Genomic DNA, 17,677 nt, shown 5'->3' with positions numbered 1-17,677 from the left:
GCCGCAACGTTTTCACGCTGCGGCTTTCTAATTTTGCTCTAGCTTATTTTACTCTAGGGCGAGGCAATTCATGCCAACGGTATTGTTACCGAGACTGTCGTTCGCAAATTACTTCGAGTGAAACTGCTCACAAGCAATCATTGTGTTCTCGATTAGGCTCGCTACTGTCATTGGACCAACACCACCCGGAACGGGTGTGATGAAGCTTGCGCTCTCTTTCGCGACATCATATTCAACATCACCAACGAGCTTGCCAGATTCCAAACGGTTGATACCTACATCGACCACAACTGCGCCTTTCTTAATCCAAGCACCAGGAATGAAGTTAGGCTTACCAACGGCTACCACAACAACATCTGCTTGACGTACATGACCTTCAAGGTCTTTGGTGAAGCGGTGGCATGTTGTTGTCGTGCAACCTGCTAGAAGAAGCTCTAGAGTCATTGGGCGGCCTACGATGTTTGATGCGCCAACAACAACCGCGTGCTTGCCGCGTAAATCGATGTTGTAACGGTCAAGCAGCGTGATGATACCTTTAGGCGTACAAGAGCGTAGCTTAGGCATACGTTGAGCCAAACGGCCTACGTTGTAAGGGTGGAAGCCATCAACGTCTTTCTCTGGCGTGATGCGCTCAAGAACGTGAGTGGTATCAATACCAGCAGGCAAAGGCAGTTGAACTAGGATGCCATCAATCTCAGGGTCTTCATTTAATTGGTCGACGAGCGTTAGCAGATCATTTTCTGTCGCCGTCGCTGGTAAATCAAAAGACTTTGAAACGAAGCCTACTTCTTGACACGCTTTACGCTTACTTCCAACGTAAACCTGAGAGGCAGGGTCTTCACCCACTAAAACTACCGCTAGGCCCGGAGCGCGCAATCCAGCTTCTGTACGAGCCTTTACACGTGCCGCAACTTCAGAGCGAACGGTTTGAGAAATTAGCTTTCCATCAATATTTTGAGCAGTCATGAATTTCCTTAGTATTGATATTCAAGTTAGTGGCTGATGTTTTGGGCGCATTATTCCAGAAAATCTTTTTGATTACCATCAAGCAAACGTTTGCTTTGGTCTATTTTCCAACACTTATAATCTCATTGCCCTTTTTTTACTCACTTGGATCAGAATGTTACACAAAGCCGTTGCTTTACTGATTCGAATTCGTATAATCCTTTCCTGTAGCGCGCCCTTAGCTCAGCTGGATAGAGCACCTCCCTTCTAAGGAGGTGGTCGAAGGTTCGAATCCTTCAGGGCGTACCACTATTTAAAGAAACCCGATAACTCTCTGAGTTGTCGGGTTTTTTGCATTTCAGAACGACTTAATCGATCAATACCATGTTTTGCATTTAGATGTCTCCGTCTTTCGGCTTTTGCTAAACTGCAACAAGCTGTGGGGTATATCTAAGACCTAACATACTGCACCTGTCTTCCAAGTAACTTTCGGTAACAACGTCGAAGCCGAATTTACCATAGTAGTCTTTGAGATGTGCTTGTGCCGAAATAAAAATTGAACAGTCAGGGTACACCTCGCGGGTTGCATCAAAGCTCACTTGCATCAGCTGGTTACCAATCTGTTTACCTCGATAATCCTTTGCTACGATCACTCGTCCGATACACACATCATTCGCATCAGAATCCAGCAGAGGAAGAACATCAATTGGGTATCCCAGCTTCTGAGCCATAATTCGGCTATAAGCGACAAGGCGTTCGTTCTCATAGCCCATGACGTGATAAGTCTCTGGGTGGTTATCTTTGCTATCCAAATCGCTGTATGGCGTATTCATATCGACGATAAAAATGTCGACTCTTTGTTGCAAGAAATCATAGAGCTCTTGAACAGACAGATCCGCAAATTTTTTAACTCTCCACTCAATCATTATTCTTCTCCTTATTATTGTGGGCTACAACATAGAGAGTATTTAAACCGAGTTCATTAACCTTTGTTAACTGGCCTTGTTACGAGGGAAAAATGACTGACTTGGTTTAATAACTGACTTGGTTTAAAGGCGATAAACCGGAAAGGGCAAAGGTATTGATTTTTTGCCTTTCGAGCATACTAAAAACACGGCTCTTTATGCGCGACTCATTTCCTTCGTTATTCATTTCATTCGGCTCATGTAATAGAAAGTTAAAATTGTTCGTTTTTTGGGGTTTACATCATTTGGTAATAAAGCCACTATGAATTCATGAAGAATAGACAAGTAAAGCTATTAGCTGGTTGGTTTAGGAATCAAACCTTCTGATTGATGGCTGATTTAGAGGAAGTAATGGCAGGAAACAGTATCGGACAACATTTCCGCGTGACTACGTTCGGAGAAAGTCACGGTATCGCACTAGGATGTATCGTAGATGGGTGCCCACCAGGATTAGAAATTACCGAAGCAGACCTTCAAAGAGATTTGGATCGTCGTCGCCCTGGTACTTCTCGTTATACAACGGCTCGCCGTGAAGCGGATGAAGTAAAGATTCTATCCGGTGTATTTGAAGGCCAAACTACGGGTACTTCTATTGGTCTATTGATTGAAAACACAGACCAACGCTCTAAAGACTATTCCGAAATTAAAGACAAGTTCCGCCCTGGCCACGCTGATTATACCTACCATCAAAAGTACGGTGTGCGTGATTACCGAGGTGGCGGTCGCTCTTCTGCTCGTGAAACTGCAATGCGTGTTGCGGCAGGTGCGATTGCGAAGAAATACCTGAAACAAGAATTTGGTGTTGAAATCCAAGCATACCTTTCTCAAATGGGTGATATCTCAATTGATAAAGTGGATTGGAACGAGATTGAAAACAACGCTTTCTTCTGTCCTGATGCCGACAAAGTACCGGAATTTGACCAACTGATTCGTGACTTGCTAAAAGAAGGCAACTCGATCGGTGCGAAGATTCAAGTGGTTGCGACTAAAGTGCCTGTGGGCCTTGGTGAGCCAATCTTTGATCGTCTAGATGCAGACATCGCGCACGCTCTAATGAGCATCAATGCGGTGAAAGGTGTTGAGATTGGTGATGGCTTCGATGTCGTTAATCAGCGCGGTAGTGAACACCGTGATCCATTAACTCCAGAAGGTTTCAGCAGTAACCACGCTGGTGGTATCTTAGGTGGTATCTCTACTGGCCAAGATATTGTGGCAAGCATTGCGCTTAAACCAACATCAAGCATTACTGTTCCTGGTGACACCATCACTAAAGATGGTGAAGCAACGCAGCTAATCACGAAAGGTCGTCACGATCCATGTGTTGGTATTCGCGCAGTGCCTATCGCAGAAGCGATGCTAGCGATTGTTTTGCTTGATCACTTGCTACGTCATCGTGGTCAAAACTTTGGTGTGACAACAGAAACGCCAAAAATCTAGTTCTGCTTCGTTTTATTCAGAACAGAATTGAAACTGATTTGATAGAAACAAAAAAGGGTTGCTTCGTAATGAAGCAACCCTTTTTATATTCTGCGTCATTGAGAATATCTAATGCACAGAGCTTTCCGGGTCAAGCTGGAACGAAGGCAAGCGCCATTTGAATCTTACGGCCGCCATACGCAGCAAGTAGCCAACCACAAGCGTAACAATCGTTGCTGTTACGTCGTTAATGCCAATCTCAAGCAAGCCTAGATATAAACCTGAAGCGACAAGGGCGACAGATGCGTACAACTCTTCATGCAAAACCAGTGGCGTTTGACGACAGATAAGATCGCGCAGCAGGCCACCAAACACGCCAGTGACCAATGCAGACACCATACAAATCATAGGGTGCAGACCCATGGTCATCGCCACTTTAGTACCAATGATACTGAATACGATAAGCCCCAGCGCATCCAAACGAATGAATAACCCTTTTAGCTTGATTACCCATTTAGCCAGTCCGGTCGTGATGACACCTGCCACACAAGTGATCGCGAGGTACTCTGGGTTTTCAACCCAACCTAAAGGGTAATGGCCAAGTAGGATATCTCGTACTGTACCGCCGCCGATTGCTGTTGCGCTCGCAACCAGCATTACACCAAACCAATCCATTTTTTGTTTGCCAGCGCTGAGAGCGCCGGTCATGGCTTCTGCCGTGATGCCAATGATATACAAAACACTTAGTAGCATTGCTGTAGCTCTATTATTTAGGTCTATAAATTTGAGAGTTATAGGCCTTGGGGATATAAAAATGAAGCGCGAGTGTAGTAGTAAAAACGGGCTTTGACGAATGAATATTTGTACCGTGAATCGAGGTTTCAGATTAGCTGAAGTAATCAATTGGAGTAACTTGAGGTTATCGATCGCAGAGGTAGGTGCCTTTGTGCTGGTGGAGAGCACTGGTGTCGTTAACATTACGCCTGATAGGGGCTTTACCAAGCCGACAAAACAAAGCAAAATACGCGTGTTTATTTCATTTCAAGCAAGCTTTATGACGCACCAATATTCCGACATTATCGATATTTTTAATCAGACTTTTTATGGCAGCTTTAATACTAAATTGGAGCTAGGCGCTGACGAGCCTATCTACTTGCCGGCCGATGATGATATCCCACACCACAGAATTGTCTTCGCACGTGGCTTTTACGCTTCTGCGCTGCACGAAATAGCGCACTGGTGTGTTGCTGGCCCTGAACGTCGTTTGCTGGAAGATTTTGGCTATTGGTATGAGCCTGATGGTCGCACTGAGTCGGTTCAAGCCGAGTTTGAAAAGGTGGAAATTCGCCCGCAAGCGTATGAATGGATCATTGCGACGAGCGCAGGCTTTCCTTTTAATGTCAGCTGTGACAATCTACACGGCGATTTTGAGCCAGATCGTTTGGCCTTTATGAATAAAGTACACAGCGAAGTCATGGGTATCTTTGAAGCTGGCCTACCGCCTCGCGTAAAAATGCTCTCTGAAGCATTGCGCAGCTTCTACGATGTAGAACCTTTATGTGCTAGCCAATTTATTGTGAAATAAGAGAATATTATGATTATCGAATTTGAAGAAAAACTACTTGAAGTAATTGATGCTCGCATTGAAAACGCATCAGATGATGAACTGTTTGCTGGTGGTTACTTACGTGGTCATATTTCTCTTTCAGTGGCTTCATGTGAAGAAGACGGTATTGAAGACGTAGCAGAAGTTAAATTGCGTATTGAGAAGAGCTTAGAAGACGCGCGTTCTGAATTGACGCCAGCCGATCGCACGATCGTTAATGACCTTTGGGTTGAGCTGCAAAACCAAGCGTAACTTTAGCCGTTTAGTATTATTCGTCTACCGTAATTCGCCCAACATTATTCGCTCACTACTTTCCCTCCTCATTTTTGAGCGAACCGATAATTTGAGACTCATTCGAAATTTTTGAATGAGTCCGTTCAATCCTTGTGATGGTTCCATTTTCTGACTACGTTATTCTAATCCCACTTAACGGAATCACAGAAAAGGTCACATCATGAAAGTTATCGCATTCGGCGCAAGCACCAGCTCTACCTCTATCAACAAAACTCTAGCAACTTACGCAGCTAACTTGATTGAAGGTGCTGAAGTCAAAGTTCTAAACATCAACGATTACAACGTTCCTATGTTTAGTGAAGACACTGAAAAAGAGATTGGCCAAGCGGAAGGCGCTCAAGCATTCTTGCGTGACCTAGCAGAAGCGGATGCATTTGTTATCTCTTTCGCTGAGCACAACGGCCACTATCCTGCAGCGTACAAAAACCTATTTGATTGGACGACACGTATTGAACGTTCAGTGTTTGGTGAGAAGCCTGCGGTTTACCTAGCGACATCACCAGGCCCAGGTGGCGCACAAACGGTACTTGGCGCAGCGACAGGTTCAGCGCCATACTTTGGCGGTAACGTTAAAGCATCGTTGTCAGTACCTAGCTTCTACGATAATTTTGATTTTGAGTCGGGTTCAATCAGCAATGAAGAGATTGCCGCTCAAATTAAAGACGCGATTGCTAAGCTGTAAAAGCGGAAAGTAAAGCGAATAGCTGCAAAGTAGCCAGCTGATGTAAAGTTACGCGCCGCTGCAAAGTAACGAACTGCTCTGGAATAAGAAGCAGCGACGTAAACAAGATTAAAAAAACAAAGCCCGAGCATTGAGAGATGCTCGGGCTTTGTTTTTTGGGTCGTACTAGATCATGTTGGCCTTTCGCTGCAAAAATAAGCTCGTAAGATGAACACGGCCTAACACTTATTTGAATATTTAGACCTAGTCTAGAATCGACTATTCCGCGCTGGCTTGTTTCGTTGAAACCCAACCTTCTGTTAACGCTTTGCCTTTGCGTAATCTTCTTATCCACATTCGACTTGGATGAATGGCTTCGAGCACATCAACCGGAAGAGGGAGAGGATCGCCACAAATTTGTGAGGCTAAGACTTCAGCTAAAAGAGGAGTAGAGCTCAAACCACGTGAACCTAAACCGATAAAGCAGAATAAGTTCGGATAGCTGGTAACAGGTTCGATACCGTCAATAGCATCACGCTGCGGATTAAAGTTGTGCAGATTCTGATATTGCTCTTTGATGGATTCAAAATCGCCCACATTACCGACAAATGGTAGATGATCTCGACTCACGCTGCGGATGCCTTGGCGCGCTAAGTTGCCACTGGTATCGACATCTTTGGTCCACGCTTGCTCTGGTAGCGACCCGTGTAAGCGCTCGCCATTATGTTGCTGAACCTCAATATCAAACTCTTGGTCGATATTGGTTTTATCGTAATTCGCGCCAATACAGTGGTGGCCGTTATTTGGGTTTTGTGGCGTTAAGTAGCCATCAAAGCACAACACCGTTTTTAGCTGGCTGAGATTTTCTGTGGTCGGGATATGACTCACTTGCCCTTTAACTGGCGTCAGAGGTACGGGACGAGTTTGTTCAAATTGAGTGAACTTGTGTCCATTCGCGACAACCACTTGGTCGTGCTTAGTTTGAATTTCACCGTGAGGTGTCTCAATTGTTAGTAGCCATTGTTGCTCTGCTTCTAACCACTCAAGTTGCGTCACTTGGTGTTGATAGTGCGCGCTTACTTGGTTGGTTTCTTCTAATTTACCAATCAAACCTTGAGTAAGTTGAAGAGGACTTAACCAACCACCCAATGGGAAGTAAACACTCTCTTTATCAACCGGTAAGCCAATCTTTTCGTTCGCTTGTTCGGGCGTTAAGCGCTGGATCAAGTCTGTGTGGAAATTGCCTTCCAACATGCGGTTGAGCTTTTTAGTTGAACCTTCATCCCACATCAAGATATTCACGCCACACCAGTTGTGATCAAAGTTCACCGATTGCGCTGCTTGATTGATAAATTGGCGGGCAAACAATAAGCCTGGGCCAAATATTCTTGAAACATTGGATGTCGCTTCGCTGAGTAGCGGATAAATCGCACCTTGGTTGTTACCAGAGGCATTTCCTGCGGCTTGTTGGTGTTCACAATAAAGCGTGATGTCTTTACCGCGTCGGCTTAATGTTTTTGCAAGCGCAGCACTGGCAACACCACCACCAATAATGGCGATATCTTGTGAATCACTGTGTTGAGCTAAGCCATACCAAGGTTTGATGTTGGTGTGAGCGTGCTTCTCATCAAGTCGGCCGGCAATCATTTCCCGCTTAGTTCCAAAGCCTTTAACTTTCTTCATCGCAAAACCAGCTTCGATTAAACCGCGGCGAACAAAACCAGCAGCAGTAAACGTTGCACAGCTGCAATCTTGTTTTGCCAGTTTGGCCATGCCGTTAAATAGGTTTTGATTCCACATTTCAGGGTTCTTACTTGGCGCAAAGCCATCTAAGAACCAAGCGTCAACCAAACCTTCCTGCGGGGTCGGCACGTTTGGCATACAATCTTTAATATCACCAAACCATAAATCGAGTGTGATCGCGCCATCGCCCAACACAATGCGGTGACATTCCGGCAGAGCAATCGGATAGTGTTCTTGGAGTTGCGTCGCATACTGGGCTAATTCTGGCCAAGATTGGTGCGCTTTGATCAGATCATCTTTATTTAAAGGATATTTTTCAAAACTGATGAAATGTAACTCTTTGGTCATAGCTTGTGGGTTATCTTTAAGAAAAGCATCGAACCATTGCCAGACTGCGAGAAAGTTTAAACCTGTACCAAAACCGGTTTCAGCAATCACAAAACGGCGTTGTTGATGTTCAACCCAACGCTCTGGAAGGTGGTTTTGTTTTAAAAAGACGTAGCGAGTTTCTTCTAAACCGTTAACATTAGAGAAGTAAACGTCGTCAAATTGGTCTGAAACTGGCGTGCCAGACTCATTCCATTCCAGTTCTGCATTAGTAATTGAAGTCATAAAATCTATCATTTTGTGATTTGAAGCGATATGTTGGTAGGGATTGTACGAATTTCTAGGAAAGCTGACCACTTTTGTTAGGCTTCTTAGTTATCATCTAGCTGAATTTAGAATTATAGGAATGTCACATGAAACGAGTCGTAATCACCGGTATGGGTATTGTTTCAAGTATCGGTAACAACGTCGAAGAAGTTTTAGCATCACTGAAAGAGGGTAAATCAGGTATTACCGCTTCAGAGCAGTTCAAGGAAAATGGCTTGCGCTCTCAAGTTTGGGGTAACCTGAAAATGAACCCTGCTGACCATATCGATCGCAAAAAAATGCGCTTTATGGGTGATGCAGCGGCATTCGCATATCTTTCAATGGAGCAAGCAATTGCTGACTCTGGTTTAACTGAAGATCAAGTATCTAATGACCGCACAGGTATCGTTGCGGGTTCAGGTGGTGCTTCATCTCTAAACCAGGTTAACGCTGTAGACATCATCCGTGAAAAAGGCGTTAAGCGCGTTGGTCCATACATGGTTCCACGTACAATGGCTTCTACGGTTTCTGCTTGTCTTGCTACACCATTCAAAATCCGTGGCGTGAACTACTCTATGAGTTCTGCATGTGCGACATCTGCACACTGTATTGGTCACGCAATGGAGCTTATCCAACTGGGTAAACAAGACGTTGTATTCGCTGGTGGCGGTGAAGAACTGGATTGGTCTCTGACTATGATGTTCGACGCAATGGGCGCACTTTCTACTAAGTACAACGACACTCCTGAACTTGCTTCTCGTACCTACGATGCAGACCGTGACGGTTTCGTTATCTCTGGTGGCGGCGGCATGCTAGTTATCGAAGAACTTGAGCACGCAGTTGCTCGTGGCGCAAAAATCTACGGCGAGATCGTGGGTTACGGCGCAACTTCAGATGGCTACGACATGGTTGCTCCTTCTGGTGAAGGCGCGGTTCGTTGTATGAAGATGGCAATGCAAAACGTTGACGGCGTTGACTACGTGAACACTCACGGTACTTCAACTCCTGTTGGTGACGTTAAAGAACTTGGCGCTATCCAAGAAGTCTTTGGCGGCAACAGCCCAGCAATCTCAGCAACTAAAGCGATGACAGGTCACGCTCTAGGTGCAGCTGGTGTACACGAAGCAATTTACTCAACACTAATGCTTGATAACGGCTTTATCGCACCAAGCATTAACGTTGCAAACCTAGACGAAGCAGGCGCAGGCCTAGACATCGTAACGGAAGCTCGTGAACAAGAGCTAACAACGGTTATGTCTAACAGCTTTGGTTTCGGTGGTACGAACGCAACGCTAGTAATCAAAAAATACCAAGGTTAATTGAAGCCAAGGTTAAATTAATAAAAGGTTAATCATTAATGGGTGATGTGAGTGCAGATTCAACACGCACAGGTCACCCAGTAATCATGACCATCAGAACATAGCTTTTTAAACATGGTTTTTTTAAGCTTCGCTTTAGAAAGTAGCTTTTAAGCTTAGTTTTAAAAGTTGAAAGGTTTCCAGAGCTTGATCAGTAGTGACTTAGTTACTACTGGTTGAACAGACGCAAGACTCTGTCTCCTGGAGAGCGAGATAGGATCCTTTTGTTCTGGATGTTTGCCCGATTGTTTATTCAATCGGGCATTTTTCGTTTTGGTCTTCTGATTTTAGCCTTTTGATTTTGGGTATCGACGATTAATCCAGTTCTTGTTTGTGCAGGCTAGGTGATTCAGCCCTTTATTCATAATGTATTCCAATTGCTACTCGACACCGTGTGTGGAATTTTGCACAATCATTTCAATTCACATTTAAGGTCGACAGACCCCAACGAAAGTACCTTCCCAATGAAAATCTTAATCGATGAAAATATGCCTTATGCTGAAGCGCTTTTTAGCCAGCTAGGTGAAGTGACAATGAAGTCCGGTCGAACGCTAACCGCTGACGATCTTGTTGACGTAGATGCTCTGATGATTCGCTCGGTGACTAAGGTCAATGAAGCGCTGATCAGCAAAGCGAACAAGCTTAAATTTGTTGGAACCGCAACGGCGGGTATGGATCACGTTGACCAAGAATTGATGAAAGAGCGTGGCATTTTCTTCACCGCAGCGCCTGGCTGTAACAAGGTGGGAGTGGCTGAGTATGCGTTCAGTGCGATGATGGTGCTGGCTCAGCAACAAGGCTTTTCTGTTTTTGACAAAACAGTAGGTATTGTTGGTGCTGGTCAAGTGGGTAGTTACTTAGCAAAATGCCTTGAAGGCATTGGTATCAAAGTACTGCTGAACGATCCTCTAAAACAACAAGAGGGTGATGCTCGTGAGTTCACCGACCTTGAAACGTTGCTAGAACAATCTGACGTAATTACCTTGCATACGCCTATCACCAAAACGGGCGAATTTCCAACGCACCACATGATCAACGAAAAAGTGCTGAATAACTTCCGTGCAGATCAAATCCTAATTAATGCTGCGCGTGGCCCGATTGTCGACAACCAAGCGTTGAAAGCTCGTCTGCAAAAAGCCGATGGTTTCACTGCTGCGTTAGACGTATTCGAATTTGAACCAGAAGTTGATATGGAATTACTTCCACTGTTGGCCTTTGCAACTCCACACGTTGCTGGCTACGGTTTAGAAGGTAAAGCGCGTGGTACCACCATGATCTTTAACAGCTATTGTGAGTTTTTAGGCAACGAGTTACGTGCTTATGCGAGTGACTTACTTCCTATCGCGCCTGTTCCTCAAATGAAATTAGATAGAGCTTGGGATGAAGCAACACTGCACAATTTGACTCAGTTGATCTATGATGTGCGCAAAGATGACGCCTTATTCCGTCGCAATATCTCTACGCCGGGTTCTTTTGACAAGATGCGTAAAGAATATTGGGACCGCAGAGAGTACAGTGCAGTCGAGTTAACTGGCGACGAATCTTGTAATTTAACGCCGTTATCTAAACTCGGTTTTATGGTAAAGCCAACTTTATAAAAGAGAGAAACAATGAGCCAAGAATTTAATATTGCTATTTTAGGTGCGACTGGTGCGGTTGGTGAAACCATTCTTGAAGTACTTAAAGAGCGTAAATTCCCTGTCGGTGAAATGCACTTACTAGCAAGTGAACGTAGTGAAGGCAAAACTTCCCGTTTTAACGGCAAAACAATACAAGTACAAAATGTAGAAGACTTCGATTGGTCTCAAGTACATATTGCGTTTTTCTCTGCAGGTAGCGAGCTTTCAGAACGTTGGGCTCCAATTGCGGCTGACGAAGGTGTGGTTGTTATCGATAACACATCACGTTTCCGCTATGAATACGATGTTCCTCTGGTTGTGCCAGAAGTGAACCCTGAAGCGATTGCTGAGTTCCGCAACCGCAACATCATCGCGAACCCTAACTGTTCTACTATTCAGATGGTAGTAGCACTTAAGCCAATTCACGATGAAGTGGGTCTTGAGCGTATTAACGTTTCAACTTACCAATCTGTGTCTGGTGCAGGTAAGCCGGGTATCGATGAACTTGCAGGTCAAACTGCTAAGCTTCTTAACGGCATGCCAGCTGACAAGTCAGCATTTTCACAGCAGATCGCGTTTAACTGTATTCCTCAAATCGATGAATTTACAGAGAACGGCTACACACGTGAAGAAATGAAGATGGTTTGGGAAACTCAAAAGATCTTTGCTGACTCTTCAATTACAGTGAACCCGACTTGTGTTCGTGTTCCTGTGTTCTACGGTCACGCTGAATCTCTACACATCGAGACTCGTGCGCCAATCGCTGCTGAGCAAGTGGTTCAGCTTCTAGAGAACACAGAAGGTGTTGAAGTATTCCAAGCGCTAGACTTCCCAACTCAAGTTCGTGATGCAGGTGGTAAAGATCACGTAATGGTTGGTCGTATTCGTAACGATATCAGCCATCACAGCGGTGTGAACATGTGGGTAGTCGCTGATAACGTACGCAAAGGCGCAGCAACCAACGCAGTTCAAATCGCAGAATTGCTTATTCGCGATTACTTCTAAGCTTCATTGCTTTGATTATCAAGCCTCACTCTTTAGTGGGGCTTTTTTAATCGATTGAAAATATTGTTAGTCAAATTGTGTGAAATTGCTGCGAATATTGTTGCTGCAACACATTTTTTGTTTTCATCTCTATAGTTTTACGTCATTTATCCGATATATTTAATAGATCATCACTTTTCCGAATTTAAGCACCTAGCTGAGCCTTTTATGTTTCAAATTTTCAAGCCGTGGTTAATGCCTTTTGCCTTTATCATTGCGACTCAGATTTCCGTTGTTCGTGCAGATTCCATTCGAGTTGTAGGGCCTAATGGCCAGATACAATCAGCGCCTACGTTTTCAGAACCTCTTCAAAGAGCGCAATCAAATAGCGCTGAGCCTTCTCGTTTCTATGGTCCAACTCGTGACTCAGAAACGCTATGGTCTATTGCTTCAAATTTACGCCCTGATAGTTCCGTTTCAGTCCAACAAACCCTGTTGGCAATTTATCGCTTAAACCCACAAGCGTTTGAAAACCAGAATATCCATAGCCTGCTGCCTGCCAGCAACTTACGTGTGCCTTCTTTAGAACAAACTCGCGCAAGTTCAACGCAGCAAGCCATCAATATTATGAACTCGCATCTCGCGAAGCTTGATAAGCCGACCACAAAAGCGGCTGCCGCCAAACCAAAAAACACTCAAGCACCAAGTCGTACTGATGTAGCACCTAAAGATGCACAATCTACAGCCAAGGTTAGCGAACCTAAAGTTGTCGATAAATCGATAATTGGTAATAAAGAGATAGTTAGTAATAAGCCGCTAACGGGTGCCAAGGAAATGAACCACCTTGAGAAGCAGCTAGAGCTTTCTGAAACTGAGCTGTTATCTCTGGAAGAGAAAAACCACCAACTTCGTTTGATGCTATCGAATGTTCAGTCTGAAGTAGATGGTCTAAAGACCGAACTCAGTGATGAAGACCGTATACGTAGCGAAGTTGAAAAGTTACTCGCGGAAGAGAAAAGAAAGAACGCTGAAATCGAAAAAATGGCGCCAAGTGCCATGGATCAGCTGTTGTCTAATGGTTGGCTCGTTGCCGCACTTGCGATTATTCCTGGCTTGTTGCTTGGTCTGATCATTGTGATGCTGTTAGGTCGTCGTTCTAAAAACGATGAGCAGCAACAAACAACTCAAGAACAACCTATTCAGCCTCAACCAAGCAGTGTCGCGCCAATCACCTTAGGCGATGAAATGGACGACCTTGATAACGAATTGTCTCTCGATGATGAATTGTTTGGTACCGAGGATGATGCTAACAAGTTATTTGACGATGAAGCACTTGCCCAAGAAGACGATATCTTTGCTGGCTTAGATGACGCTGATTTGGACTTCAACCTAGATGGTGAAGACGATGACCCATTTGCGAGCATCGGAGAAAACGGCGACTTAGATACGAACTTTGATGATCTTGATTTAGACAGCAGCAATGGCATCAGCGTTAATGGTGAAGAGAAAGCGCTTGGCCTCGAAGAGATGGAGCGTGCGTTAGACGAAACGGCTGAAAGTGCGCTGGATTCCGATGAAGGTGATTTCGATCTTTCTGATGATAATCCAATGTCTGCCGATGATATCGAAGCTCTACTCGCTCAAGAATCAGCAACGGAAGATTTAGGTTCGAATGAACTAGATCAATCGTTATTGGATGATTTATTCGCGCTTGATGACGAAGACGATGACAGCTTTGACATTGATGCCTTGATATCGGAAGAACAAAACGATGTGACTCCAGCTATTGGCACGTCAGCGACCGATGATTTCGACATTGATGCTCTTATCTCTGAGCAGCAGGGTGGTTCAGCTTCAACCGATTTAAGTACCGATGATTTTGATATCGATGCCTTAATCTCTGAACAACAAAACCCTGAGCCAGCGGCACCGACAGCCAATGATGATATTGACGATATCTTTGCTCAAGTTGCAGCGCAAAATGAACAAGGTAATGACCCGTTTGACCTTGATAACGATGATGAGATTAGCTCAAGCCTGAATAGCGGCTTAGCGTCTGATGATGACATCGAAAATATTTTGGCTCAGTTTGAACAGCCACTAGAAAACGAAGATGACTCCGCACTATCTGATCAACCTCAGAGCGCGCCAGCTTCAGAACAACCACCACTTGATATTCCTAATCTTGATCTGCTTGATGAGCAACTTGAAGGGGACGACGTTGATTTAAGCAATTCTACCGATCTGCTTGACGAAATGTTGGACAGTGAATCAGACCAAGAGTCTGAAGATGAACCGCTTGGTTTCGATGCTCTATCTGAACTGGAAGAGCTTTCAGGTTTGTCGACTGATGATGAGTTGAATATCAGCGAAGACAGCACAGAAACCTTGGATGAACTAATCGGGGATTCTGATGATGACTTCGAACTCGACGCTGAGAGTACTGACTTACTAGATGATTTCCTTGATAGTGAATTGTCAGATAATGCGCTTTCAACAGATGAAGCTGACGCACCGAAATCAGAATCTTTGGACCCGTTTGATGACTTACTGACAAGTGGCATTGAAGACGAGCTTGAATCAGAAGAACAGGCGTTTGATAAAGAGTTGGACGCTGCCTTAGATTTTGGCAAAGCTAACGATGACCTTGATTCAGACGCTGAGCTTACTCATTTAACGACAGAGCCTTCTGAAGTCGAGCTTGAGCAAGTAACGGACATCGGTGAAACCTCACAACCTGAACTAGCTAACGAAGAATCGTTAGAGTCGGAACTTACGCAAGACAGTGATGATGTTAAACCAGAAAAAGATGAAGACTTTAATCGCGATGACTTTATTGATGATCTCTTTGGTGTTGCACCGGCAACGGATGCGCTGCTTGACGACTCACTAGAAACAACAGATGAAGCGTTGATTGATGAGTTGATGTCTTCTGATAGCGACGCATTAGCATCGGTTGAAGAGCCAGCTTTAAGGTCTGAAGATCTTGTTTTAGAAGATGAATTCGATTCTCCTTCAGAATCAACTCAAGCTGCTGATGAGGTAATTCCATCGGCTGAAGCAATTCAACCAGCTGAAGTAACTCCACAAACTGAAGCAATGTCACCTGATGAAAGCGATGAACTGGATATAGATTCACTGCTATCTGATAACTCAGTGTCTGACGTTGAGATGCCATTAGATGAAGCTCTAGAACCGGCTTTAAGTGTATCAAGTGAAGTTTCGCCATCGTCTTTAAATGATATCTCCGAAGATGATGAAGAGACGGTTGAAGATTGGTTAGCGGAAGCTATCGACGATGTAGAGTCTCCAGCGAACATTGACTCTGATTTTGACTTCGAACCTAAAATTCAAGGTAGCGATCAACTCGACGATGTTGTTGAATCCTTGCCAGAGCCAGAGCCAGAGCCAGAGCCAGAGCCAGAGCCAGAGCCAGAGCCAGAGCCAGAGCCAGAGCCAGTTCGTGCAGCGCATATGCCTGAAATCATTCCAAATGAGTTCGGTGTGCCAGAAGACGATGATTGGCTGATTGAAGATGACACGGCTCAACAAGAAACATTGGCACAAACTGATGAAGTAACGGAAGAACCTGTGGTTCCTGCTGTTGAGTCTCTGTTAGATGCTGAACCTCAATTAGATTCTGAACCGCAAATTGAAGCTGTACCACAAGTTGAAGTGGCGGAACAAGTTGAGGAAGTAGAACAAGAAGGCGAAGAAGAATTCTCTTTTGATGACTTTGAACTTCCTGAGTTTAACGAAGAAGACGCATTGGCAGAAGTTGATGCTGAAGTTACACCAGAACCCCTAGCACCTACTGTTGAACTTCTACTAGACGCTGAACCTCAATTAGATGTTGAGCCGCAAGTTGAAGCAGCACCACAAGCTGACGTCGCGGAACAAGCTGAAGCGGTAGAGCAAGAAGACGAAGATGAATTCTCGTTTGATGACTTTGAGCTGCCTGAGTTTAATGAAGAAGACGCCTTTGCTGACGCTGATATACAAGCTCCGTTAGAGCCTGTAACGACGTCTGTAGAGTCTCCAGATAGCCTTGAGCCTGAAGTCAGCCCGCTACCTGAAATAAGCGCTTTAGCCCCTGAAGCAAGCGCTGTTACTCCGGATATCAAAGCTGAAGAGCCGACAGTGGAGTCAGAAGAGTTCTCTTTCGACGATTTCGAGCTTCCAGAGTTTGGTGAAGACGATGCGTTAGCGGAAGTGGTTAGCGAACCTGATGAAGCTCAGTTAGAGCAAGACTTATCAGATGGTACAGAGAAATCTGAGTTCGATGATCTGGATCTGCCAGAATACGATGAAGAGAGCGCCAAAGCGGACTCTGTTTTAGATGATATTGAACAAAGCAGTGCTGAGCCGGTAGCGGAAGACCAAGACGTAGAACTGGATGTGCTTGATCTGCCTGAATACGGTGAAGATGAAGCTATCTCTGATGCGTTTGCTGAGAAGCCAACACCATTAACGTCTTTTAGCCCACAAGGCGAAGAGCAAGACGCGCTACATGATTTGTTCTCAAACCCGCAAAGCTTCAGTCATGCTGATGATTTCTCAGATACAGACGCTTTCTCGGACGTAGACGATTTATCAGATGCAAAAGAGCCTGAACTGGCGGCTTTCGGACAATCAGATGAGTTACAGAGCTCGGCTTCAGAATTAAATTCAGGGCCTGCACAATCGAACTCAGCGCCGACAGTGGTGCAAGACGAACCTCTAGAAGGTTTTGATGATTTTGATGAAACAGCGCTGGCTGAGTTGCTTTCAGAAGACGTTCAAGACTCTGTCGACAACATGTTCGATAAACCATTGGATGCCACATCGATTGATAGCGCTGGGCTAGATATTGATGCGATGCTTGAAGTGGGTGGCGAGGATTGGAAGGGCTTTAACTTAGCACCCGAGCAACAATCGAGCATGCATAACGATGTGCCTGATGATCAACAAGAGATCTGGGCATCGGCAGAGCAACAACCAGAGCCTAAGATCAAGCAAGAGAATTGGGCACAACAAGACAACTTAACCGAATCAGGAAACAGTCGTGATAAGCAGTACATGACGATTGATGAACTGATGGCTCAAGTGGAACAAGAAGGTGAAGACGCGATTAATCCAGATGACGAAGAGTTAAAACTGGATGTTGGCCTTAACGAGTTCCCAGATGTAATCGGTGACATTGGTAATTATGATGTCGACAGCAATGCAGAGGCTGCTGGTAAGCTTGATTTGGCGAAAATCTATATTGAGATGAGTGACTCACAAGGAGCGATAAAGCTCTTAGAGGAAGCGATAGTCGACGGCAGTGATGATATTCGCCGCGAGGCTAAGAATCTTATCGATACGATTAACGGCCGATAAATTAAACGATACGTAAAGGGTAGCATTGGCTACCCTTTATTTTATTGCAGACCTTTCTTTTAATATTGGCAGATTTAGCCCCATCCGATTTG

Annotated in this window: 12 protein-coding genes, 1 tRNA gene and 1 pseudogene; 9 read left to right on the top strand and 5 right to left on the bottom strand. The window is 44.7% G+C overall.

From position 1 onward, the window contains the following. Window positions 1-108 precede the first annotated feature (108 nt). Window positions 109-966, bottom strand: coding sequence for a bifunctional methylenetetrahydrofolate dehydrogenase/methenyltetrahydrofolate cyclohydrolase FolD (gene folD / locus QUF19_RS12350; RefSeq protein ID WP_017110310.1), 858 nt, complete (start codon window positions 964-966; stop codon window positions 109-111). Window positions 967-1,177: 211 nt separating this feature from the next. Between folD and QUF19_RS12345 the strand changes: the two genes are divergently transcribed. Next, window positions 1,178-1,254 (top strand) — tRNA-Arg (locus tag QUF19_RS12345). Between the two features lie 113 nt (window positions 1,255-1,367). Here the strand turns inward: QUF19_RS12345 and QUF19_RS12340 are convergent. Next, on the bottom strand, window positions 1,368-1,871 hold the full coding sequence (locus tag QUF19_RS12340; protein WP_286294234.1) for a GNAT family N-acetyltransferase: 504 nt from the start codon (window positions 1,869-1,871) through the stop codon (window positions 1,368-1,370). A 390-nt stretch (window positions 1,872-2,261) separates the two neighbouring features. On the opposite strand from QUF19_RS12340, the gene aroC reads away from it, so the two are divergent. Beyond that, window positions 2,262-3,347, top strand: a complete 1,086-nt coding sequence (aroC, locus tag QUF19_RS12335) for a chorismate synthase (RefSeq protein ID WP_004734182.1) — start codon at window positions 2,262-2,264, stop codon at window positions 3,345-3,347. A gap of 108 nt (window positions 3,348-3,455) precedes the next feature. Here the strand turns inward: aroC and QUF19_RS12330 are convergent, their stop codons facing one another. Further along, window positions 3,456-4,079: a trimeric intracellular cation channel family protein gene (locus tag QUF19_RS12330; protein WP_286294231.1), complete on the bottom strand. Its 624-nt coding sequence runs from the start codon at window positions 4,077-4,079 to the stop codon at window positions 3,456-3,458. 301 nt (window positions 4,080-4,380) lie between these two features. Between QUF19_RS12330 and QUF19_RS12325 the strand changes: the two genes are divergently transcribed. The 3 genes from QUF19_RS12325 to QUF19_RS12315 all read left to right on the top strand — a co-directional run bounded on the left by QUF19_RS12325 (window position 4,381) and on the right by QUF19_RS12315 (window position 5,908). Continuing rightward, entirely contained in the window at window positions 4,381-4,911 is a 531-nt protein-coding gene (locus QUF19_RS12325; protein WP_017111159.1) for an elongation factor P hydroxylase, read from the top strand. 9 nt (window positions 4,912-4,920) lie between these two features. Beyond that, on the top strand, window positions 4,921-5,184 hold the full coding sequence (locus tag QUF19_RS12320) for a YfcL family protein (RefSeq protein WP_004734185.1): 264 nt from the start codon (window positions 4,921-4,923) through the stop codon (window positions 5,182-5,184). Between the two features lie 202 nt (window positions 5,185-5,386). Then, window positions 5,387-5,908: an NADPH-dependent FMN reductase gene (locus QUF19_RS12315; protein WP_286294229.1), complete on the top strand. Its 522-nt coding sequence runs from the start codon at window positions 5,387-5,389 to the stop codon at window positions 5,906-5,908. A 258-nt stretch (window positions 5,909-6,166) separates the two neighbouring features. Here QUF19_RS12315 and mnmC read toward each other — a convergent pair whose 3' ends face one another. Further along, on the bottom strand, window positions 6,167-8,314 hold the full coding sequence (gene mnmC, locus QUF19_RS12310) for a bifunctional tRNA (5-methylaminomethyl-2-thiouridine)(34)-methyltransferase MnmC2/FAD-dependent 5-carboxymethylaminomethyl-2-thiouridine(34) oxidoreductase MnmC1 (RefSeq protein WP_286294228.1): 2,148 nt from the start codon (window positions 8,312-8,314) through the stop codon (window positions 6,167-6,169). A 56-nt stretch (window positions 8,315-8,370) separates the two neighbouring features. On the opposite strand from mnmC, the gene fabB reads away from it, so the two are divergent. Beyond that, complete coding sequence (fabB, locus tag QUF19_RS12305) at window positions 8,371-9,582, top strand: beta-ketoacyl-ACP synthase I (RefSeq protein WP_010436883.1); 1,212 nt, start codon at window positions 8,371-8,373, stop codon at window positions 9,580-9,582. A gap of 73 nt (window positions 9,583-9,655) precedes the next feature. Here the strand turns inward: fabB and QUF19_RS26445 are convergent. Then, window positions 9,656-9,986, bottom strand: a pseudogene (locus tag QUF19_RS26445) (hypothetical protein). A 99-nt stretch (window positions 9,987-10,085) separates the two neighbouring features. On the opposite strand from QUF19_RS26445, the gene QUF19_RS12300 reads away from it, so the two are divergent. From QUF19_RS12300 to QUF19_RS12290, 3 genes are all read left to right on the top strand, one after another. Beyond that, window positions 10,086-11,219: a 4-phosphoerythronate dehydrogenase gene (locus tag QUF19_RS12300; RefSeq protein WP_286294223.1), complete on the top strand. Its 1,134-nt coding sequence runs from the start codon at window positions 10,086-10,088 to the stop codon at window positions 11,217-11,219. A 12-nt stretch (window positions 11,220-11,231) separates the two neighbouring features. Next, a complete protein-coding gene (locus tag QUF19_RS12295) occupies window positions 11,232-12,245 on the top strand; it encodes an aspartate-semialdehyde dehydrogenase (protein ID WP_286294221.1) in 1,014 nt (337 codons plus the stop codon). Between the two features lie 207 nt (window positions 12,246-12,452). Then, on the top strand, window positions 12,453-17,585 hold the full coding sequence (locus tag QUF19_RS12290; RefSeq protein ID WP_286294219.1) for a FimV/HubP family polar landmark protein: 5,133 nt from the start codon (window positions 12,453-12,455) through the stop codon (window positions 17,583-17,585). The last annotated feature ends 92 nt before the right edge of the window (window positions 17,586-17,677 follow it).

It is taken from the genome of Vibrio sp. FE10 (assembly GCF_030297155.1).
GTDB lineage: Bacteria > Pseudomonadota > Gammaproteobacteria > Enterobacterales > Vibrionaceae > Vibrio > Vibrio apostichopi.
This window is presented reverse-complemented; position numbering and strand designations above follow the sequence as displayed.